The 20,507-nt window shown below is 41.2% G+C and carries 19 protein-coding genes and 1 other RNA gene; 11 read left to right on the top strand and 9 right to left on the bottom strand.

The window, feature by feature from the left end:
- Positions 1–39 precede the first annotated feature (39 nt).
- Positions 40–444: a Z-ring associated protein ZapG gene (zapG, locus tag ABE954_RS18350; RefSeq protein WP_042846206.1), complete on the bottom strand. Its 405-nt coding sequence runs from the start codon at positions 442–444 to the stop codon at positions 40–42.
- A gap of 341 nt (positions 445–785) precedes the next feature.
- Here zapG and zapE point away from each other — a divergent pair, with 341 nt between their 5' ends.
- The 5 genes from zapE (at position 786) to sspB (ending at position 4,760) form a co-directional block, all read left to right on the top strand.
- Positions 786–1,916 (top strand): cell division protein ZapE, encoded by a 1,131-nt coding sequence (gene zapE, locus ABE954_RS18345; protein WP_131680149.1) that lies wholly within the window; start codon positions 786–788, stop codon positions 1,914–1,916.
- 321 nt (positions 1,917–2,237) lie between these two features.
- Positions 2,238–2,666 carry a 50S ribosomal protein L13 gene (gene rplM, locus ABE954_RS18340; protein WP_004258237.1) on the top strand — a complete coding sequence of 143 codons (429 nt, stop codon included), beginning with the start codon at positions 2,238–2,240 and terminating at the stop codon, positions 2,664–2,666.
- Between the two features lie 14 nt (positions 2,667–2,680).
- Positions 2,681–3,073: a 30S ribosomal protein S9 gene (gene rpsI / locus ABE954_RS18335; RefSeq protein ID WP_004258235.1), complete on the top strand. Its 393-nt coding sequence runs from the start codon at positions 2,681–2,683 to the stop codon at positions 3,071–3,073.
- A 536-nt stretch (positions 3,074–3,609) separates the two neighbouring features.
- Positions 3,610–4,263 (top strand): stringent starvation protein SspA, encoded by a 654-nt coding sequence (gene sspA / locus ABE954_RS18330; protein WP_042846204.1) that lies wholly within the window; start codon positions 3,610–3,612, stop codon positions 4,261–4,263.
- A gap of 5 nt (positions 4,264–4,268) precedes the next feature.
- Positions 4,269–4,760 carry a ClpXP protease specificity-enhancing factor gene (sspB, locus tag ABE954_RS18325; RefSeq protein ID WP_042846406.1) on the top strand — a complete coding sequence of 164 codons (492 nt, stop codon included), beginning with the start codon at positions 4,269–4,271 and terminating at the stop codon, positions 4,758–4,760.
- Positions 4,761–4,859: 99 nt separating this feature from the next.
- On the opposite strand, the gene ABE954_RS18320 is transcribed toward sspB, so the two are convergent.
- A complete protein-coding gene (locus tag ABE954_RS18320; protein ID WP_042846203.1) occupies positions 4,860–6,266 on the bottom strand; it encodes an FAD-dependent oxidoreductase in 1,407 nt (468 codons plus the stop codon).
- Positions 6,267–6,566: 300 nt separating this feature from the next.
- Here ABE954_RS18320 and arcB point away from each other — a divergent pair, with 300 nt between their 5' ends.
- From arcB to mtgA, 3 genes are all read left to right on the top strand, one after another.
- Positions 6,567–8,912, top strand: a complete 2,346-nt coding sequence (arcB, locus tag ABE954_RS18315; protein WP_042846202.1) for an aerobic respiration two-component sensor histidine kinase ArcB — start codon at positions 6,567–6,569, stop codon at positions 8,910–8,912.
- 232 nt (positions 8,913–9,144) lie between these two features.
- Complete coding sequence (gene elbB / locus ABE954_RS18310) at positions 9,145–9,795, top strand: isoprenoid biosynthesis glyoxalase ElbB (protein ID WP_048606189.1); 651 nt, start codon at positions 9,145–9,147, stop codon at positions 9,793–9,795.
- Positions 9,796–9,803: 8 nt separating this feature from the next.
- Positions 9,804–10,526, top strand: coding sequence for a monofunctional biosynthetic peptidoglycan transglycosylase (gene mtgA / locus ABE954_RS18305; RefSeq protein ID WP_071548612.1), 723 nt, complete (start codon positions 9,804–9,806; stop codon positions 10,524–10,526).
- A 63-nt stretch (positions 10,527–10,589) separates the two neighbouring features.
- On the opposite strand, the gene dolP is transcribed toward mtgA, so the two are convergent.
- The 4 genes from dolP to ABE954_RS18285 all read right to left on the bottom strand — a co-directional run bounded on the left by dolP (position 10,590) and on the right by ABE954_RS18285 (position 14,544).
- The gene (gene dolP, locus ABE954_RS18300; protein WP_042846198.1) at positions 10,590–11,165 is read right to left on the bottom strand and encodes a division/outer membrane stress-associated lipid-binding lipoprotein; all 576 of its coding nucleotides are present in this window, start codon (positions 11,163–11,165) and stop codon (positions 10,590–10,592) included.
- 9 nt (positions 11,166–11,174) lie between these two features.
- Positions 11,175–11,765: a DnaA initiator-associating protein DiaA gene (gene diaA / locus ABE954_RS18295; protein ID WP_004908326.1), complete on the bottom strand. Its 591-nt coding sequence runs from the start codon at positions 11,763–11,765 to the stop codon at positions 11,175–11,177.
- A gap of 651 nt (positions 11,766–12,416) precedes the next feature.
- Complete coding sequence (locus ABE954_RS18290; protein WP_042846196.1) at positions 12,417–12,791, bottom strand: YraN family protein; 375 nt, start codon at positions 12,789–12,791, stop codon at positions 12,417–12,419.
- A 46-nt stretch (positions 12,792–12,837) separates the two neighbouring features.
- The gene (locus ABE954_RS18285; protein ID WP_129466426.1) at positions 12,838–14,544 is read right to left on the bottom strand and encodes a penicillin-binding protein activator; all 1,707 of its coding nucleotides are present in this window, start codon (positions 14,542–14,544) and stop codon (positions 12,838–12,840) included.
- Positions 14,545–14,605: 61 nt separating this feature from the next.
- On the opposite strand from ABE954_RS18285, the gene rsmI reads away from it, so the two are divergent.
- From rsmI to ABE954_RS18270, 3 genes are all read left to right on the top strand, one after another.
- Positions 14,606–15,478 carry a 16S rRNA (cytidine(1402)-2'-O)-methyltransferase gene (gene rsmI / locus ABE954_RS18280; protein WP_042846193.1) on the top strand — a complete coding sequence of 291 codons (873 nt, stop codon included), beginning with the start codon at positions 14,606–14,608 and terminating at the stop codon, positions 15,476–15,478.
- Positions 15,479–15,573: 95 nt separating this feature from the next.
- Positions 15,574–15,947, top strand: an RNA gene (gene rnpB, locus ABE954_RS18275) — RNase P RNA component class A.
- A 305-nt stretch (positions 15,948–16,252) separates the two neighbouring features.
- Positions 16,253–17,329 carry a 4Fe-4S binding protein gene (locus ABE954_RS18270; RefSeq protein WP_226693178.1) on the top strand — a complete coding sequence of 359 codons (1,077 nt, stop codon included), beginning with the start codon at positions 16,253–16,255 and terminating at the stop codon, positions 17,327–17,329.
- A 133-nt stretch (positions 17,330–17,462) separates the two neighbouring features.
- On the opposite strand, the gene ABE954_RS18265 is transcribed toward ABE954_RS18270, so the two are convergent.
- The 3 genes from ABE954_RS18265 to ABE954_RS18255 are packed head-to-tail and all read right to left on the bottom strand — an operon-like array spanning position 17,463 to position 20,441.
- Positions 17,463–18,203 (bottom strand): KDGP aldolase family protein, encoded by a 741-nt coding sequence (locus ABE954_RS18265; RefSeq protein WP_042846191.1) that lies wholly within the window; start codon positions 18,201–18,203, stop codon positions 17,463–17,465.
- A complete protein-coding gene (locus ABE954_RS18260; RefSeq protein ID WP_166686914.1) occupies positions 18,200–19,318 on the bottom strand; it encodes a DgaE family pyridoxal phosphate-dependent ammonia lyase in 1,119 nt (372 codons plus the stop codon). Before ABE954_RS18260 ends, ABE954_RS18265 begins: the two co-directional genes overlap by 4 nt.
- On the bottom strand, positions 19,302–20,441 hold the full coding sequence (locus ABE954_RS18255) for an amidohydrolase/deacetylase family metallohydrolase (protein WP_042846189.1): 1,140 nt from the start codon (positions 20,439–20,441) through the stop codon (positions 19,302–19,304). Before ABE954_RS18255 ends, ABE954_RS18260 begins: the two co-directional genes overlap by 17 nt.
- Between the last annotated feature and the right edge of the window lie 66 nt (positions 20,442–20,507).

Raw genomic sequence — 20,507 nt, 5'->3', positions numbered from 1 at the left:
CACCAGTAAGTGGCACTTACTGGTGATAAACGAAGAAAATTACTTTTCTTTCTCTTCAAGAGGGCGGAACAAGCCTGATGCGCCATCAGAGTAATCTCTTGGTGGCATTTTAACTGGTGCTTGGTCGTTATCTGCCTCAGATTCCGTTAAGCGATAGTTAAATGGGTTATCTTGTGCAGGCATATCAGGCATCAATTCAGACGAACTTTGTGCCATGTGTTGATACAGTTGACGGTAGTCACGCGCCATTTTATCCAATAGTTCTGCGCTGCGAGCAAAATGGCTAACAAGCTCTTTACGGTACTCTTCAAGTTCAGTGCTTTTTTTGTCTAACTCAGCTTGCGCTGTTTTTTGTTGGCGAAGTTTTGGGTTACCATAACGGACAACTAGTGCGCCGATGATAAAACCAACAATTAATCCTATTAATGCATACTCCCAGGTCATGCTGACTCCTTCATTACTTCAATGTTCACAGATTCAATGTTCGCAGAAATTAAGTGTCGTTACCGTTACTATACCTTAAATAATTCAAGTTGCATGTAAGCGTCAAGTAAAGCATTTCAACATATTGTAATTTGACAATTAAGTGATGAGAAAACCCACAAAACTTGAACTAGCTAAACTAAAGTTATTCAGAACTTAAAGGTAGAATCTTAAGTTGAATTTCCTTACTCTATATCGATTCGTTAACCGAAAGTTAAATGATAACTGAATCTGGTTATAATAAAGGCAGTGTATATCAAATAACGGTAAAAAAACCGAAATTTTTAAGGATTATTCAGTTAATGTCACCAATGAGCCCTACAATGCGTTATCAACAAGCGTTAGCTGATGGGAATTATCAGCCTGATGACGTACAAAAGCTTGCTGTCGAACGCCTAGATAAAATTTATCAGAACCTCGTTAATGCACCTTCAATTGTTCCTAGTGAAAAACCTTCTGGTTTAAAGCAACGTTTTAGCCGCTTATTAGGCAAAGCTCCGACTACATCGATAGTGCCTGTACAAGGGTTATATATGTGGGGGGGAGTGGGCCGTGGAAAAACATGGCTAATGGATATGTTTTACGAAAGTTTACCAGGAACACGTAAACTTCGTTTGCATTTTCATCGTTTTATGAAAAAAGTACAAGAAGATTTAATGGCGTTACAGGGGCAAGAAAACCCGTTAGATATTATTGCCGATGAGTTTAAAAAACACACTGACGTGTTGTGCTTTGATGAGTTTTTTGTCTCTGATATTACTGATGCAATGATTTTAGGTACTTTACTTGAGGGGTTATTTGCTCGGGGTATAACGTTAGTGGCTACCTCGAATATTATTCCTGATGATTTGTATCGTAATGGTTTGCAGCGTGCTCGTTTTTTACCTGCGATCGAGCAAATTAAAAAGTATTGCGATGTAATGAACGTCGATGCAGGGATTGACTATCGCTTACGGACTCTAACTCAAGCTCACCTATTCTTGTCGCCAATTAATAGTGAAAATCGTCAACATTTGGATGACATTTTTGTTAAATTGGCCGGGAAGCAAGGTGAACAATCACCGGTGTTAGAAGTTAATCACCGCAAAATGCAGGCGATCCGTACCGCGGAAGGGGTTTTAGCAATAGAGTTTAAGGTGCTTTGCGAAGAGCCTCGTAGCCAAAACGACTATATCTATTTATCGAACTGTTACCATACTATCTTGTTATATAATGTACCCGCCATGGGTACGAACGATGAAAACTCCGCTCGCAGGTTTTTGGCCTTAATTGATGAGTTTTATGAGCGTAAAGTTAAATTAATTATTAATGCAGCAGTACCGATGGAATCGCTTTATCAAGGGCAATTACTGGCGTTTGAATACCAACGTTGTTTGTCCCGTTTACAAGAAATGCAAAGTGAAGAATACCTTAAAATCCCACATTTGGCTTAAGTGGACAAACCCTTAAGTCGATAAACCATTGGTATTTTATCGAGCAAACGCCTTGGAATGCACAATTTAAGTACAAATTAGGGTGTTTATTCGAATAAACGTAAAAAAAATGCATTTGGGGTCGATTTTTGTTGCTGACTTCTCTATAATCTTGCGACCCCACGTTACAGCATTGTTTTTTATTTCCCAAAAAATAATGCATTAATGCCAGTTAGGCTGCTCGAAGGGGTAGGTTTACTGGACAAAGAGTCGTGTGAACCTCAGAAAGCTTATGAACATGAGTGTTCACCAACGTGTAACTTCAATATTGGGTAAGTTTTAATGAAAACTTTTACAGCTAAACCAGAGACCGTAAAACGCGACTGGTATGTTGTTGATGCAGATGGCAAAACTTTAGGCCGTCTTGCAACTGAAATTGCTAGCCGTTTACGCGGTAAGCATAAAGCGGAATACACTCCGCACGTGGATACTGGTGATTACATCATCGTTCTGAATGCAGAGAAAATTGCTGTTACCGGCAATAAACGCGAAGACAAAATCTACTATCGCCACACTGGCCATGTAGGTGGAATCAAGCAAGCAACTTTCGAAGAAATGATTGCTCGCAGTCCTGAGCGTGTGCTTGAAATCGCGGTTAAAGGCATGTTGCCAAAAGGACCTCTGGGTCGTGCAATGTACCGTAAACTGAAAGTTTACGCAGGTAATGAGCACAACCACGCGGCTCAACAACCGCAAGTTCTTGACATTTAATCGGGATTATAGCAATGGCTGAAAATCAATACTACGGCACTGGTCGCCGCAAAAGCTCATCTGCTCGTGTCTTTATTAAGCCGGGTAGCGGTAACATCACAATCAATCAACGTACACTGGAACAATACTTTGGTCGCGAAACTGCGCGCATGGTTGTTCGTCAGCCGTTAGAGCTGGTTGAAATGTTAGAAAAACTGGATCTGTACATCACTGTTAAAGGTGGTGGTATTTCAGGTCAAGCAGGCGCAATCCGTCACGGTATTACACGTGCACTGATGGCTTACGACGAGACTCTTCGTTCTGATCTGCGTAAAGCTGGTTTTGTTACCCGTGATGCGCGTTCTGTTGAACGTAAAAAAGTGGGTCTGCGCAAAGCACGTCGTCGTCCGCAGTTCTCCAAACGTTAATTTATTGCCCTTTGGGCATGAAATTAATGAAAAAACCCGCCTTTATGGCGGGTTTTTTATTGTCTGTTGTTTTTGATTAATTAATATTGGTAATACTTGATTAAATATAGCGATTAAAAAGAAATTGATATAATTTGTAGAAAAAAGAATTATTTAGTTTAGAATTTAAAATTATTATTAGTTGGGTGTTATTTAGTTCATTTATTTATTATTAAATAACCAAAGTATGGACTCAACTCCAAGGATTTAAATCCATATATAAGTATATTTTTAGTTAATAAAACTATTTTTTTTGTGATTTAACCTGTCATTGAAATATACTTATGATTTTTTCGATGCTTCCCCCCTAAGCTGTACAAAATCTGTTAGAATATGTGCCTGTTTTTTATTTCGGATTTCTCGCCTTTATTGTGCGGGAGGGTTGTGTTGGCTTTCAGTATGGATAAATGAAAGACGGACACTGGGGATTTTAAAATGGGTAATCGGTAATTAAATACTTAATTACATTTCGTCCATTTTGTATTTTGGAGGTTTTAATGGCTGTCGCTCCTAATAAACGTTCGGTAATGACATTGTTCTCTAGCCCAACTGACATTTTTAGCCATCAGGTACGTATTGTTCTGGCTGAAAAAGGAGTTAGTGTTCAAATTGAATATGTTGAACCTGGTCAGCAACATAAAGATTTGATTGACCTCAACCCATACCATAGCGTTCCAACGTTGGTTGATCGTGATCTAACGCTTTATGACCCACATATTATCATGGAATACCTTGATGAGCGTTTTCCTCATCCACCATTAATGCCTGTTTATCCAGTTGCACGTGGTACAAGCCGTCAATTAATGTATCGCATTAAAAATGACTGGTATTCATTGATGGACAAAATTGAGAAAGGCACGGCACAAGAAGCTGCAAATGCCCGCCGTCAATTATCTGAAGAGCTGATCGCAGTTTCTCCTGTTTTTGCTGAAATGGACTTCTTCATGAGCGAAGAATTTAGCATCGTCGATTGCTATTTGGCTCCATTGCTGTGGCGCTTACCTGTACTCGGTATTGAAATTAACCCATCAATCAGCAAATACTTACATTTTTATATGGATCGCGTTTTTGACCGTGACGGATTCAGCGCGTCATTGACGGATGCTGAAAAAGAAATGCGCGAGTCTAGACAGCCTATTAGAAGAGGCTAAAAATGATGGAAATGACACCAATGTCACCACGTCGTCCTTATTTGTTACGTGCCCACTACGAGTGGTTACTTGATAACGATATGACTCCGCATTTGGTGGTTGATGTCACCGTTCCCGATGTAAACGTTCCTATGGAGTTTGCTCGGGATGGGCAAATTGTTTTGAATGTAGCGCCTCGAGCCGTCGGTAATTTCGAAATCACCAACGAAGAAGTGCGTTTCAATGCCCGTTTTGGTGGTGTGCCGCGTCAAGTGTATGTTCCAATGTCAGCAATTATGGCGGTATATGCACGTGAAAATGGGGCTGGTATGATGTTTGAACCTGAGACTGCTTATGATGCAGAGTTATCCTCAGGGGTCGAAGATATTGAAGAACCAGAAGATAATATTACTTTAGTTCATGAAGCTGACCTTCCTGATGAAAGTTCGCAAGAACCATCAGGTGATGAGCCACCTAGGCCTCCGAAAGGTAGACCTGCACTAAGAGTTGTCAAATAACAGGCTTATCAGTTTTCATTACTTTAGAAATCAAGTAATAACGATCAACAGAGGGGATAATCCCTCTGTTTTTCTTTTTTTTAAAGTATTATTCGGTAATTAAACACCGAGAAAAAGCAAAATTCCTTCAGCTGCTCCGCGGCCATCAGCAATCGCAGTGACTACAAGGTCAGAACCCCTAATGGCATCTCCCCCTGCAAATATCTTTTGATTGGATGTTTGGTATGGAAAACCCGTATGATGACTAGCTAAGATATGACCGTGCTGATTATGCTTAACATCTTGCTCTGCTAACCAAGATTGAGTGTATGGGTGAAAACCAAAAGCAACAATAACCACATCAGCTTCGATAAAAGTATTTGAATTTTCAATGAGTTCTACTTGATAACGCCCATCTTTGAGTTCACCTTTTTGGGTTCGAGAAGCATAAATGCCAGTAATCTGACCATTTTCATTGGTGGCTACTTTGGTCGCTTGGGTATTAAAATAAAATTGAACACCTTCGTCTAATGCATTCGTTATTTCTTTTTGCGACCCGGGCATGCTTGCTTTATCTCTACGATAGACACAATTAACCTGTGCAGCGCCTTGACGAATAGCACTCCGAGTGCAATCCATCGCGGTATCCCCCCCACCTAAAACAACCACGCGTTTTTTATGTAAATCAATGTAGGGTTGGTCTGTAGATGCAGGTAGTGCCATTAAATGACGGGTATTCGCGATTAAATAGGGCAGAGCCTCATACACGCCTTGAATTGATTCAGTTGAGAGGTTCCCTTTAATTGACTGATAGGCACCTGTAGCAATAAAAATAGCGTCATAGGTGCTAAGAAGCGCATCTAACGAGAGGTCAACACCTATTTCAGTATTAAGCTGAAACTGTACCCCCATTTCTGCCAAAATTTCATGTCGCTGCATCATAACGTGTTTTTCTAACTTAAATGCTGGGATACCAAATGTCAGTAGTCCCCCAATCTCGGGATGTTTATCAAAAACGATAGCCTCGACACCATTACGAACAAGAACATCGGCACAAGCTAGCCCAGCGGGGCCAGCCCCAATAATAGCAACACGCTTATTGACTGGAGAAACATGAGAAAGGTCGGGGCGCCAGCCTAATGCAAAGGCAGTATCATTAATATAGCGTTCAATGTGGCCAATAGTCACTGCACCATGGTCGTCATGTAGTACACAAGCGACTTCGCATAACTTATCTTGGGGGCAAACACGGCCACATATTTCGGGTAAACTATTGGTGTGATGGGACAATTCAGCGGCTTCAATGATACGCCCTTCAGCTGCAAGTTTAAGCCAACTAGAGATTGGGTTATGTAAAGGGCACTTCCATTCACAAAAAGGGCTACCACAAGACAGACAACGACTTGATTGTTGTTGAATATCAGAAACGTTATCAGGCTCATAAATTTCAACAAACTCTATTTTACGGGTTGCCAGTGCTTTTTTGTGTGGCTCGCGGCGTTGTAGGTTGAAACTGTTAGAATTCATGGTGTTCCTTAATGAACTTTGTCTGATTTCACTTGGTAAAACTTGGCGTTTTCTTTTAAGTTTATCGCCCATATTTAAAGATAAACAGCATTAATATTTTGTTTTTCAATTGATTGTGATTAAGATTTACTCAGAATGAGTTTTTACCCGAGTAGAAGCAAAGAAAATTCCTGATTGTTATTTATCATTAATAATAAAAAATGGCTATTGAATGAGCAGGATCGACATTTTGTATTAATAAACATCCGAAACTGTCCTGTTTGATATATGATTCAAAGAGAATTTAACTAAGGGGTGGTTATGAAAGTACTTCGCGGCCTTGCGCAATACTATGTCGATTTGATGATGAAACTAGGGCTGGTGCGGTTTTCACTATTACTAGCATCCGCGCTGGTTGTTCTTGCCATGATAATGCAGATGGCCGTGACAATCTTTTTGCGAGGGCATGTTGATAGCCTCGATATGGTCGGGTCGATTTTCTTTGGCTTAATCATTACCCCTTTAGCGGTTTATTTTCTTTCGGTTGTTGTTGAGCAGTTAGAAGAGTCGCGGCAACGTTTGTCGCGCATGGTCGATAAACTTGAAGTCATGCGTAAGCGCGATGCGGAATTAAACATTCAATTACATGGCAATATTGAGCAGCTAAATCTTGAAATACAAGAGCGCGAAAAAGCTGAAAGAGCGCACTTGGAACTGCTTGAACAACTCAAACAAGAAATGAAATATCGAGAGCAAACACAGGTTGAACTTGAACAACAATCGGTGTTGCTGCGCTCATTCCTTGATGCATCACCGGATTTAGTTTATTACCGCAACGAAAATAACGAGTTTTCAGGTTGTAACAGAGCAATGGAACTGTTGACTGGTAAAAGTGAAAAACACTTAGTTGGGTTAACACCTCTAGATATTTATGATGTCGAAATTGCGTCTAAAGTAATGGAGACCGATGAAAAAGTTTTCCGCCATAATGTTTCCCTCACTTATGAACAGTGGCTGGTTTACCCTGATGGCAGAAAAGCCTGTTTTGAGTTACGAAAAGTCCCATTTTATGACCGAGTAGGTAAACGACATGGCCTTATGGGCTTTGGTCGCGATATAACAGAGCGTAAACGCTACCAGGAGGCGTTAGAGAACGCGAGCAGGGAAAAGACTACCTTTATCTCAACGATAAGCCACGAGCTTCGTACGCCGCTTAATGGCATCGTTGGTCTTAGTCGTATTTTACTCGATACGAATTTAACTTCAGAACAATCTAGCTATTTAAAAACGATTCATGTCAGTGCAGTGACATTAGGGAATATTTTTAATGATGTCATTGAGATGGATAAAATTGAGCGTCGTAAAGTCCAACTAGATAACCAACCCGTCGCATTACCTGAGTTTGTGAATGATTTAGAGAATCTAAGTGGGTTATTAGTTCAGCCTAAAGGGCTTAAATTTGTTATGGATGTGGCACCTACTTTGCCAAAAACGGTGTTAACTGATGGGACGCGTTTACGGCAGGTATTATGGAATTTAATTGGGAATGCGGTTAAGTTCACGCAACAAGGTGAGGTCAAAGTAAGTATTTGGCAAGAGCCTGAAAACAAAATCTTTTTTAGGGTAAAAGACAGTGGTATTGGCATACCTCAGGATGAGTTAGATAAAATCTTTGCGATGTACTATCAAGTAACAGATTCTGCTGGTGGTAAACCTGCAACAGGGACGGGGATTGGTCTTTCTGTATCACGTCGGTTAGCACAAAATATGGGGGGCGACATACAGGTTGAGAGTGAAATAGGCCAAGGTTCTACTTTTACTTTATCAATTACAGCGCCTGTGGTTGAAGAAGAAGTCGCTGAACATCAAGACAGTGATGATGATTACCCACTACCAGCCTTGCATATTTTATTAGTGGAAGACATTGAACTCAATGTTGTTGTTGCGTGTTCTGTATTAGAAAACCTTGGCAATACAGTTGATGTAGCGATGAATGGTAAAGATGCATTAGCAATGTTTGCTCCCGGTGAATATGATTTAGTGTTATTAGACATTCAATTACCAGATATGACAGGTTTAGATATTTCTAGGCAGCTTAAACAACAGTATGACAAAGAAGATTTACCGCCATTAATAGCCTTAACGGCAAATGTCCTTAAGGATAAAAAAGAATATTTTGATGCGGGAATGGATGGGGTATTGAGTAAACCGTTGTCGGTTCCTGCTTTAACTCAAGTTATAGAACAATTTTGGGGGGAGCATACTTCCCAAAATGAGGAAGTTGAAAACCGCGATGTCACATCACAAGTTGATGAGTCTATATTAGATTGTGACATGTTAGAGCAATACATTGAATTAGTCGGCCCCAAACTGATTTATGATGGGTTAGATGTTTTTGAAAAAATGTTGCCGGGTTATTTAGCTATTCTTGATTCGAATATGGTGGCTAAGGACCAAAAAGGTATTGTTGAAGAGGCCCATAAAATTAAAGGTGCCGCTGGCTCTGTTGGTTTAAAGAATTTACAGAAAATCGCACAGCAAATTCAATCTCCTGATTTACCAGCATGGTGGGATAATGTTCAGGAATGGGTTGATGAATTAAAACAAGACTGGAAAGCAGATATAGAAACTTTAAGAAACTGGGTTGATGAGCGTACAAAAAAATAACCCCAACCGAAGTTGGGGTGCGCGAATACTGCGCCAACACCAGGGAAATCGTTGATCTGCATGTATTTTTTGTTCTTGGCAAATCATTAAATTAGGTATATCACCGTAAAGGGCAACATCAAGATACCAAAATTTAGCGAATCTGTTACAAGATTCATTAAAATCTGTGATGAAGATTGATGTTTCTACCCTTTAGCGCTTGAGAGATAATTTACTACAAATGGAGGAAGATATGAAATCAATTGCGGTTATTTTAAGTGGCTGTGGTGTTTTTGATGGAAGCGAGATCCATGAGTCTGTATTAACTATGTTGGCTTTGAGTCAAAATAATGCTGAAGTTCATTTTTTCGCTCCTGATGATAATCAACCTACTGTTATTAATCATATAACTGGTGAAGAAAAATCAGAGAAACGTAACCAATTAGAAGAATCTTCTCGTATTACTCGTGGGAAAATATCGCCTTTGTCGTCAGCTGATGCATCAAAGCTAGATGCCCTCATAATTCCTGGTGGTTTTGGTGCTGCAAAAAACTTATGTAATTTCGCAGTTAAAGGAAGTGAGTGTGAAATTAATAAAGAACTATTAAGTTTAGTACGAGAAATGCATCAGCAGAAAAAGCCGCTAGGGCTGATGTGTATTGCTCCTGTCATGCTTCCTAAAATGTTAAATACATCAGTAGAACTAACTATTGGTGATGATAGTGAAACGATTGCTCAGATAGAGAGCATGGGAGGGAAGCACGTCAAATGTACTGTAGATGACATTGTAGTTGATGAGGTTAATCGAGTTGTTACAACACCTGCTTATATGCTGGCTCAATCAATTTCTGAAGCAAATATAGGTATTAACAAGCTCGTTAAGAAAGTATTGGAAATGGCGTGATTATTTAAATGCTAACTTTTGTTTCTAGATTGTGGCACTGGTTAAAGAAGATCACAATTTCATTACTTGTGGTGTGGCTTTTTTCCGTCATTCTTTTTAAATATGTACCAGTGCCATTTTCAGCAGTAATGGCAGAAAGACAAATTACCGCATGGTTAAACTTAAACTTTTCTTATGTATCTCATTCTAAATGGGTAGATGAAAATCGTATTTCTCCGTATGTTTATTTGGCTGTAATTGCCGCTGAAGATCAAAATTTCCCTCATCACTGGGGTTTTGATCTTGATGCAATTGAGAGGGCTTATCAACATAATATGATCAATAAACAGTCAGTCAGAGGGGCATCTACCATTTCTCAACAAACTGTAAAAAACGTATGGTTATGGGATGGAAGAAGCTGGATAAGAAAGGGGTTTGAAACAGCAATGACTCCAGTTATGGAGCTCTTCTGGTCTAAAAAAAGAATACTCACTGTTTATTTGAATGTTGCTGAGTTCGGAGAGGGGGTTTTTGGGGTAGAAGAGGCTGCAAATAAATTCTTTAATAAGCCTGCTAGCAAGCTTACAATGAATGAAGCTGCATTATTAGCAGCAGTTTTACCTAATCCTCATAGGTATAGCGTAAAATCACCCTCTTCTTATGTTTTAAAAAGGCAAGCGTGGATCTTGAATCAGATGCGCTTATTAGGCGGTAAGAATTTTCTGAAAATAAACCAATTGGCTTCGGAATAAGATAAAAGCCATGGTTTTTAACTCATGGCTTTTATTTTTATACCAATATATTATTGTTTATGATTAATTGAGATAAGTGAATGCTGTGGTTACTCGGCGAACACCGTCTGTTTCGCTCGCAATTTTTGCTGCTGCATCACCTTCTTGCCTTGTTAATACCCCCAATAAAAAGACTTCACCATTTTCTGTGATGACTTTTACACTGCCCGATTTAACACTGTCACTGGCAAGAATTTTGGATTTTACTTTGGTTGTTAACCAAGTGTCTTTTGAGGCTGTGCCTAAATCAACAGGTTCACCACTACGAACCTCATTATAAACAGCAGTAGTTCCTTCAACATTCGAGGCGATTTGTTTCGCACGCTCAGCCCAAGCCATGTCAGGGCTTTGCCCCGTTAATAACACATTTCCTTTATACGCAGTCGCGATAATGCGTGCTTTACCTGTTATTTCCTTATCTTTATTAAGTTGTCCACTAACACGTGCTTCTAAGGTGCCATCGTCAACTTGCTGACCAACTGTGCGAGGATCTGTAGCGCTTTTCGTTGCAACAGCAGCAGAGCCGACAACAGCAGCACCAATACAACCTTGTAAAAGAATAGTACTCATGATTATGGCAAAAACTGGTATTAATCGCATTTTGTCTCCTTAATCGTCCTGATGAGGGAAAAGGGTATTATCTATGAGGTCGCACAGACAATTTACAGTAAGTAAATGAACTTCTTGGATACGAACACTTCTTTGAGATGGGATCCTAATTTCAACATCTTGTGGGCCAAGTAACCCTGCGAGCTCTCCACCGTCATAGCCAGTGAGAGCGACAATGGTCATATCTCGCGTTACCGCCGCTTCAACAGCTTTAATAATATCACTGCTATTACCATGAGTAGATATTGCCATTAGAACATCACCATGCTGCCCCAATGCCCTAACTTGTTTAGCATAAATTTCGGACGGTTGTTTGCTGCCTGAGATAGCGGTTAATACAGCATTATCGGTATTAAGTGCCAATGCAGGCAGGCTAGGACGTTCAGTTTCGAAACGGTGGATCATACTCGCGGCGAAACGTTGTGCTGTGGCAGCAGAAGCACCATTACCACAACATAAAATTTTGTTACCATTTAGCAATGATTGAACCATCATCATTGCAGCTCTGGATATAGCATCCGGCAGCGCTTCAGCAGCTGCTATTTGAGTTTGAATACTTTCAGTGAAACAAACTTTTATACGGTCTAGCACTGGTTTTTTCCTATCAAAATTTACCCGTCATACTTCGTGCTGTAGCGGTGTTGGCTACGCTCGCTAACCCTAATCACATACTTATGTATGCTCATAGGGATTAGCTTACTTGCCGCCTTGCTACAACACGAATTATTTAGGGTAATCCCGTCATATCCCATGCTGTAGCGGCGTTGACTACGCTCGCTAACCCTAATCACATACTTATGTATGCTCATAGGGATTAGCTTACTTGCGGCCTTGCTACAACACGAATTATTTAGGGTAATTCCGTCATATCCCATGCTGTAGCGGTGTTGGCTACGCTCGCTAACCCTAATCACATACTTATGTATGCTCATAGGGATTAGCTTACTTGCCGCCTTGCTACAACACGAATTATTTAGGGTAATCCCGTCATATCCCATGCTGTAGCGGTGTTGGCTACGCTCGCTAACCCTAATCACATACTTATGTATGCTCATAGGGATTAGCTTACTTGCCGCCTTGCTACAACACGAATTATTTAGGGTAATTCCGTCATATCCCATGCTGTAGCGGCGTTGACTACACTCTTGCAGCCCTGCTACAACGAAAAGTAATATTTGTAGCGTTGTTGATTATACTCGCTAATTTATTCAGGTAGCTTATTTGTCATTCAGATTACGAATACTAGCCATCTTCGTTAAATGCGTTTTGTATCCATTCAAATTGGTTACCCGTTATTGCGCAGATATCAAAACGGCACGAGCTGGTATCGAAACTTTCTTGCCTTTGCGCAAGCCATAATTTTGCAGCGGCTAATAATTTTCTACGTTTATGCCAGTTTACTGATAAAAGTGCATTACCGTAATCACCATTTTTACGAAAACGTACCTCGATAAATACCCAACCAGTATTATCGCGCATTATTAAATCGATCTCACCGGCTCGATTTCTTGCATTACGTTCGACAAACGTTAGCCCTTGTTGTTTCAGGAAAGTGAGTACTTGGTGTTCATAGTACCGACCTGTTAACCATTTTAAGGGTTTCTGGATTGTTTTCATGACGTCCTTGTCTGAAAAGTCACCTTCTCGATGACTTGTTTATACCCTATTGAGCAGGAAGGATCTTCCCTTGCTTGAACTGTAACCAAGGTAATTCGCGGAAAACAACACAATTAGGTGTTGTTGTGAGTACTCCGGATGCACCATTAATACGTAATTGTTCTGGTTGCTGTAATTTATCGAAATTATTAGCTAATGACCATGCATCAACACCCATTGCATATAAGCGAAATAGTGAGTAGTCATTATTTAACTTTTGTTGAGCCTGTTTGCGTAAACTATTGTTTGCACCAGCTAATAAAGGGACCTCGCTGAACTTAACACCGTCCATTTCGAAGCGGTAATCAGCCCCTGAACCTGCTTGGTTACTACGTGAGCTCGTATAAAGTGCTGGACGTGAACGGGTGCTAATTGCCATTTCTATCATCGGTTTGATAAGCGTCAGCTCGTCACGTGTCGCCACAATATAAACACCATCAATAGCACCTGTTGAATCTTCAATTTGAGGGCTTAATTGTGGGCTAACTGTTTCCCCTGTATTAACAGGTGTTCCAGTCATACGGATACCAGCACCGCGGTTAATGGATTCTTTTAGCGAAGGTACTGAACCAAAGGTTTGCATTAACACGGTCGAGCCGCCTTTCTCTTGCCAACCTTTAGCGAAGGCTTTGGCAATTCTATCGCCAAAGGCATTTGCTGGCACTAATACGAGAGGCATTTGTTTGCCTTCAGACCTCATATAAGCGGCTGCATTTTGCGCTTCATCTTCTGGAGATAACGAAAAATAACAGAGGTTTGGACGAGGTTGTAATTGGTTGCTATCGAGTTCGTTAAGCGCAAGAACGCTAACAGGAGCACCCATTTGTGCTATCACATTTACATCTGTTTTCAGCAGCGGCCCGACAACAAGATTAAAGCCTTCATTTTTAGCTTGTTCAAGCAGTTGAGGCATTTGTTGATTGGTGGTATCAAAGACTTTGATCGTTTGTGTATTTGTCGGAGTAGCGTCAATACGTAAAGCGGAGGTTACCAAGTCATTATCGGTGGTGGCAGGTGCTTCACCCGTAGTCGCTGCGACTTCTGCATAAATTTGGTCGAGTATATCATTACCGCTACTTTGAGCGTTCGCTGTGTTAGCCGGAAGAGATGTGGTTTGCGGGAGCCCTTTTTGAGCATCCATAAACCCTTGCATGATGGCTTGACCGAAAACCTGACCTTGCCCACTCATCGGTAAAAATAGGGCTATTTTCGGGGTTGTGCCAACACGCGGTAACATTGCTTGGAGCAACTGGGTCGGGGGAATTGTGGCCCCTGGGTTATTTGAATAACGCATTTTCCAGTCGTTGAAACCGGTGCGTAGCGCATCAGGGTCATCTTGGTTGTTTTGATAAATATCTAAAAGATCGACCCAACCTTGGAGAATATATTCATCAGCCTCAATTCCGTGGACTTGTTCTGGCGTTAACTGTGTTAACATCTTCCAGAGGCCATCAATATTGGCTTGGCGTTCAGCAGCTGTTTTTAATAAAGGCTCTTGGCTAATATAAGCTCGCAGGGCTTCCATTGAGGGCTTGCCTTGAGCAGCATCAATGATGGCTTGGTAGCTGCTGACATCAGACGTACTTTGCTCAGGTGTTTTTTGGGTGGGCGGGAAGTAATCCGATACCATTTGGCACCCTGACAATGCAAATATAGATAGCATTGCTGTGCAGATTAACCCTTTTTTCAAATGCAAAAAAATTGAAGGACGCATACTGTATCCAATGGTGTATTTTTCAATTGCTTAATTTTAAACCGGCTATTCGGATGAAACAATGAACCAACCTAATCAAGCTGTGGTTATGGCATCCACGCTGTATATCGTCCCAACCCCAATTGGTAATATGGGTGATATCACGCAACGTGCGTTGGATGTTCTTAAACATGTTGACCTTATTGCGGCAGAGGACACTCGGCATTCAGGCATTCTTTTACAGAATTTTGCGATTAATGCACGACTGTTCGCTCTACATGATCATAATGAACAGCAAAAGGCAGATCAATTAATTAGCAAACTTCAACAAGGCGATAGTATCGCATTAGTCTCTGATGCAGGTACACCTTTAATTAATGATCCAGGTTATCATTTAGTCAATCGTTGTCGTGAGGCTGGTATCCGTGTTGTGCCTTTACCCGGCGCCTGTGCAGCGATTACTGCGCTGTCTGCTGCCGGTTTGCCTTCAGACCGTTTTTGTTATGAAGGTTTTTTACCTGCTAAAACAAAAGGCCGTAAAGACGTTTTACAATCACTTGAACAAGAAACTCGGACACTGATTTTCTATGAGTCAACCCACCGTTTGTTAGATAGTTTAGCAGATATGGTAGAAGTCTGGGGACCAGAACGTCATGTTGTTTTAGCTCGGGAATTGACTAAAACGTGGGAGTCAATTGAAGGCCGTCCAGTAGGTGAATTGTTGGCGTGGGTAAAAGAGGATGAAAACCGCCATCGCGGCGAAATGGTGTTAATTGTTGAAGGCTATAAGAAGCCAGAGGATGATTCGGCTATTTCCCCTGATGTGGTTCGCACGTTAAATTTATTACAAAAAGAGCTTCCCCCTAAAAAAGCGGCAGCGATTACAGCCGAAATTTATGGGTTAAAGAAAAATATGTTGTATAAATTGATGCTTGATAATCAAAGCAATGAATGATTTTTAGGCAAATAAAACGGTTACATTAATATAAGTGGTAAATTGCAGGTGCTAGAGTCTGTACAAGCTACAACAAAGTGCCTATAATTCGCCGCGGAGTTGGCCAGACAACCGCTGCTTTATCGTTGTCCCTTCGGGAGACGGGTAAAGGGGAGGAAAGTCCGGGCTCCATAGGGCAGGGTGCCAGATAACGTCTGGGAGGCGCAAGCCTACGACTAGTGCAACAGAGAGCAAACCGCCGATGGCCTGTTTACAGGATCAGGTAAGGGTGAAAGGGTGCGGTAAGAGCGCACCGCGCGACTGGCAACAGTTCGTGGCACGGTAAACTCCACCCGGAGCAAGACCAAATAGGGGTTCATATGGTGCGGCCCGCATTGAACTCGGGTAGGTTGCTGGAGCCAGTGCGCAAGTGCTGGCCTAGATGAATGGTTGTCCACGACAGAACCCGGCTTATCGGCCAACTCCCATTTTTTCGTCATACTTCAAGTTGTGCCTGTGTTGGCGTCACTCGTCAACCCTAGTCACATACTTTTGTATGCTCCTAGGGATTTCCTCATTTTGCCGCCTTGGCACAACTCGAATTATTTAGCAAAAACCAACGATAATATTTTTCTATTTTTCTATTTTTCTATTTTTCTATTTTTCTGGTCAACCTTCACCATTTTGTTGTATCAAACCATCAACGTCACAACCCCCTGATGCAAATCAATATGTTTTCTGAATATGTAAATACAATAATGGTATTTAAAATGCATGTTAAAGAGATGGGCGTATATGACCAAAAAACCACGTATAAGGTATCAACGCCGCCCCGGTACGACAGGGGGAAAGCTTCCTTGGAATGATTGGCGGAACGCATCAACTTGGCGGAAAGTTGTACAATTCACACTCTTGGCGATAAACCTTTATATCAGTATTACTTTCTATTACTGGGTTCGTTACTACGAAACTGGTGGGGCAACGCTTTATCTTCCTCGTCCGGGTGGGATTGAGGGTTGGCTACCTATTGCTGGGTTAATGAATTTAAAATACACATTAGAAACAGGCAGTTTTCCGGTAATCCATGCGGCCTCAATGTTTCTTTTGGTTTCTTTCATAATTATTAGCTTATTATTGAAAAAAGCCTTTTGTTCGTGGATGTGCCCAATAGGGACAATTTCTGAATACACGGGGAAAATAGGGCAAAAACTGTTTCGTTATCAAAACCAAATCGATTTACCTAAATGGTTAGATATTCCTCTAAAAGGCTTAAAATATTTACTATTAGCTTTTTTTCTCTATATAGCATTATCCATGCCTGCACAGATGATCCAGTATTTTATGATGTCGCCTTATGGGATCATCATTGATGTTAAAATGCTCGATTTCTTTCGCTACATTAGCGGTGTTACCTTGGTGAGTGTTATTGTTCTTGTGGTGATTAGTTTGTTTATTCGCAATGCTTGGTGCCGTTATTTGTGCCCTTATGGTGCATTGTTGGGGCTATTTTCGTTATTTTCCCCCGTAAAAATTCGTCGAGATGTGGAAAGCTGCATTGATTGCGGAAAATGTGCCAAGAACTGCCCGTCGCGTATTCCAGTCGACAAGCTCATTAAGGTAAGAACGGTGGAATGTACAGGGTGTATGACGTGCGTGGAGTCCTGCCCTGTTTCTTCAACCCTAAATTTTTCATTACAAGTGCCAAGAAAAAAACGCCAAGTCCCATTGTCTGGGGTAATTATGTTAGTTTTAACTCTGGGAATGTTATTTAGTGCCATCGGGGTTGCTGCTTACTTTGGTGTGTGGGATAGCCCTGTCCCCGATAATTATTGGTTTCATATTATACCGAATGCACGAATGATAGGTCATTAATATATAATGAAAAAAGCCCCACTACATACTAGATGAGTGGGGCATTTGTTGTTTTGTCATTTGTCACAATGACTGTTTTTTATAACATCTCGCTTATATTTATTTTCCGACTTCTTTTTACTGCTTTAACGCATCAATTAACCGCTTGCTTAACCATCTGCAATAATTGACGAACTTCTTCTGGGCGAGTATTGCCCGTATTTTTATCAATGATTGAGCTATAAATATGAGGAATGATTTTCTTCACGCCTGCATCAAGGGCTATTTGCAAAATTTCCGCAAAGTTATCTAAATCAATACCGCCAGTAGGCTCTAAAGAAAAATCAAATTCAGCACAAGCTTTAGCAATGGCTTTATATTCTTCAATATATTTTAACCCTTTCATATTAAAGAACTTAACAGAGTCAGCGCCCATATCTTTAAGCATCATGATTGCGGTTTCAATGGGGACAATGCCATCTGGGGCTTGTGAGCTTAATGGGCCTGTAGAGATTTTTACCATGCCAACCGTACCTGTCGGTGAGATTAATGCGTTAACGAAGGTCTCGGTTTGGCCTAATAAGGCTCGGCTAATGGGAGCACCTGTAAATACTTGATTTACATGCTGTGGTTGAATTTCCTGTGAAATTAAAGACACCATGGTTGATTGGTTTGGATCGCCAGCCCCAAGACCAACCGATAACGCATTATCCGTCTCTTGCGCGTAGATGCGCATATCAGCTATGGCACTTTCTAAGTCAGGGTAATTTTTGGATAATACACCGACAACGACAAAGGTTTCCGCTGCGACATAAATGTCTTTAGCATTTTGGTGGCTACCAGCCAACACATTTAAGCAGACACGGTCACGGTAAAAATTCGGTGACAATTTCATTTTAAAATCCTTTCTACTAGCAAACGAATATTCTTTGAAATGACATCAAGTTGTTCATTGCTTACACTACGGATATCCGCTTCAACTTTTCCTTCATTAGCTTTGTATTCACGGAAATAAATGGCGGTATTCCCCTGTTTCAACTCAGCCATAATCTGATAGGTCGTTTTGCCAATAACATTTTCATCGAAGCTAATTTCAGTACGTGCAATATCGCGTCCTGCGCCATCCCATACCACTTGTGCAGAGATGCCGTTGATATCATTTAGGTCACTGATAAATTTACTCATTCGATTAACCATTTCAGCGCCAGTTTCTTTTGTGGCACTCAGATATTGTTCGATAGCAAGTGTGAGCCCTAAAATACCTTCTTTACCGACTTTCATTGCTCGGCCGATACCTTGGCTTTGGCGTTTAACCCACTCGATATATTGTTTTTTACCAATAACGAGACCGCTGGTTGGGCCTTCAATAGCTTTGGCACCACTGTAAATAACAATATCGCCACCAGTGTGATAATAAGCCGTTAATTCCTCTTCTGCCGCAGCATCAACAATCAGCGGTAGCTGGTGGTCATGAGCGACTTTGGCCGCTTGCTCCACAGTTAACATGCTTTTTTGTACGGTATGATGTGATTTGATATATAAGATGGCTGCGGTTTGAGGGGTGATTTTTGCCGCGAGTTGTGCAGCACTGCATTCATTAGCAAAACCAGCTTCAATGACTTTACCTCCGCCGAGTGTCACCATGGTGTCGACGGGGGCGCCAAAGTTAACATTATGGCCTTTAGGTAAAATAATTTCGCGAGGAACCACTTTGTCGGATGAATGCAGGTTGAGTAGTAAATCATCGTCGTCTTGCACGATCACCGCGGCAACAGCTTGGGCAATACCGGCAGATGCACAAGACACCACAACAGCAGCTTCAACATCTAATAAACTTGCAATGTATTCGCCTGTTTTATTGACTAAATCTTTAATTTCAAAATAGTGATTTAACCCATAAGCTACTCGCTCAACCACTTCAGGTGTTGGGGTCGATACACCAAGGGCGGTCATACGGCCAGAAGCATTAATAACGTGTTTTAACTGATATTTATCATAGATTGATTGCATGTTCAGATTCGCCTTCTGCATGAATAATATGTTTTCCACCGACAATTGCGGCAATAGGAACAAAGCGGTGAGTCCCTATGCGATGTTCACCTTCTGCATCAGTGAGTTCAGTCGGTTCTTCTTTTAAATCAAATAGCGTAATATCTGCATCGAAGCCCGGTTTTAGATAGCCTTTCGCTGGAAGTGACAGCAAGTCAGCAGCTTTTTCTGTGACACAACGTAAAACTTGCTCAGCACTAAAGCCCATGCAGAGGAATTTCGTCATTACAAAAGCAAGGCTATACACTGGCCCATTTACGCGGTTTCGGTGATAGATATCTGAACTGATGATGTCTGGATAAGTCCCAATACGCATGGCTTGCTCTGCAACTTTAAAGCTAAAGCTTTCGCCGCCATGACCAACGTCTAAAATAACACCACGCGCCAGTGCTCTGGCAATTGAGGGTTTTAGGTAGCCATCATCACCTAAAATTTTATTTGGCTTGCCATTAAAGCAGTGAGTAATGATATCCCCACGGGTGAGTAAATCGGCAACTTCATCAATATTTGGGGGGTTATTACCAATATGCACCATTAGCGGGAGATGATGTTTTTTCTGCATTTCTTTTGCTTTGATTAAAGGGGTAATTCCGTTTTCACCCACCACGCTTTTGCTCATACGCGCTTTCATACCAACAATGAAGCCATTATGGCGCTCAATGGCCTCTTGGAAGCAAGTTTCATTGATATTGTTCATATCTGACAATTCATTTTGTGCAATGATGCCAATACGAGAGATATTCAATAAAGAAAAGACATTGGTTTTCGATTTTTGGGTGAGTTGATAAAATTTATCAACATCATCAGCGCCTACACTACCTGCATCAACCAGTGAGGTGACTCCACCCGCAGCACCTGCTAAGTCGGGGTCATCGAAGTAGATAGGCGATTCAACAAAACAATGTGCGTGAGAGTCGATCCACCCCGCACTTACATAGCATTTTCCTTTCAGGTCAATAACTTTGTCTGCTTGTTGATTGTTGGCCAGCTCTGGACCTGCGGCGTCGATTTTTCCATCTTTGATAAGAATATCGATAATTGCACCATCGATACGTTTAGCTTGTTTGATGATTAGAGTGTACATAAGTTGCCTTCTTCATACTCGATGCTTGTCATACTCGTCATACTTCAAACCGCAGCGTTATTGCCT

The organism is Providencia sp. TYF-12, assembly GCF_041344805.1.
GTDB lineage: Bacteria > Pseudomonadota > Gammaproteobacteria > Enterobacterales > Enterobacteriaceae > Providencia > Providencia huashanensis.
The sequence above is the reverse complement of the archived record's forward strand: the minus strand, read 5'-3'. Positions and strand labels throughout refer to the sequence as shown.

Excerpts from the sequence above, each read along its gene's own strand:
- rpsI (WP_004258235.1), top strand. The coding sequence starts at position 2,681 with ATGGCTGAAAATCAATACTACGGCACTGGTCGCCGCAAAAGCTCATCT.
- rplM (WP_004258237.1), top strand. The coding sequence starts at position 2,238 with ATGAAAACTTTTACAGCTAAACCAGAGACCGTAAAACGCGACTGGTAT.
- zapG (WP_042846206.1), bottom strand. The coding sequence starts at position 444 with ATGACCTGGGAGTATGCATTAATAGGATTAATTGTTGGTTTTATCATC.
- ABE954_RS18255 (WP_042846189.1), bottom strand. The coding sequence starts at position 20,441 with ATGTACACTCTAATCATCAAACAAGCTAAACGTATCGATGGTGCAATT.
- ABE954_RS18290 (WP_042846196.1), bottom strand. The coding sequence starts at position 12,791 with ATGAAAACAATCCAGAAACCCTTAAAATGGTTAACAGGTCGGTACTAT.
- elbB (WP_048606189.1), top strand. The coding sequence starts at position 9,145 with ATGAAATCAATTGCGGTTATTTTAAGTGGCTGTGGTGTTTTTGATGGA.
- sspA (WP_042846204.1), top strand. The coding sequence starts at position 3,610 with ATGGCTGTCGCTCCTAATAAACGTTCGGTAATGACATTGTTCTCTAGC.
- sspB (WP_042846406.1), top strand. The coding sequence starts at position 4,269 with ATGGAAATGACACCAATGTCACCACGTCGTCCTTATTTGTTACGTGCC.
- rsmI (WP_042846193.1), top strand. The coding sequence starts at position 14,606 with ATGAACCAACCTAATCAAGCTGTGGTTATGGCATCCACGCTGTATATC.
- ABE954_RS18270 (WP_226693178.1), top strand. The coding sequence starts at position 16,253 with ATGACCAAAAAACCACGTATAAGGTATCAACGCCGCCCCGGTACGACA.
- ABE954_RS18320 (WP_042846203.1), bottom strand. The coding sequence starts at position 6,266 with ATGAATTCTAACAGTTTCAACCTACAACGCCGCGAGCCACACAAAAAA.
- mtgA (WP_071548612.1), top strand. The coding sequence starts at position 9,804 with ATGCTAACTTTTGTTTCTAGATTGTGGCACTGGTTAAAGAAGATCACA.
- ABE954_RS18285 (WP_129466426.1), bottom strand. The coding sequence starts at position 14,544 with ATGCGTCCTTCAATTTTTTTGCATTTGAAAAAAGGGTTAATCTGCACA.
- zapE (WP_131680149.1), top strand. The coding sequence starts at position 786 with ATGTCACCAATGAGCCCTACAATGCGTTATCAACAAGCGTTAGCTGAT.
- ABE954_RS18265 (WP_042846191.1), bottom strand. The coding sequence starts at position 18,203 with ATGAAATTGTCACCGAATTTTTACCGTGACCGTGTCTGCTTAAATGTG.
- arcB (WP_042846202.1), top strand. The coding sequence starts at position 6,567 with ATGAAAGTACTTCGCGGCCTTGCGCAATACTATGTCGATTTGATGATG.
- ABE954_RS18260 (WP_166686914.1), bottom strand. The coding sequence starts at position 19,318 with ATGCAATCAATCTATGATAAATATCAGTTAAAACACGTTATTAATGCT.
- dolP (WP_042846198.1), bottom strand. The coding sequence starts at position 11,165 with ATGCGATTAATACCAGTTTTTGCCATAATCATGAGTACTATTCTTTTA.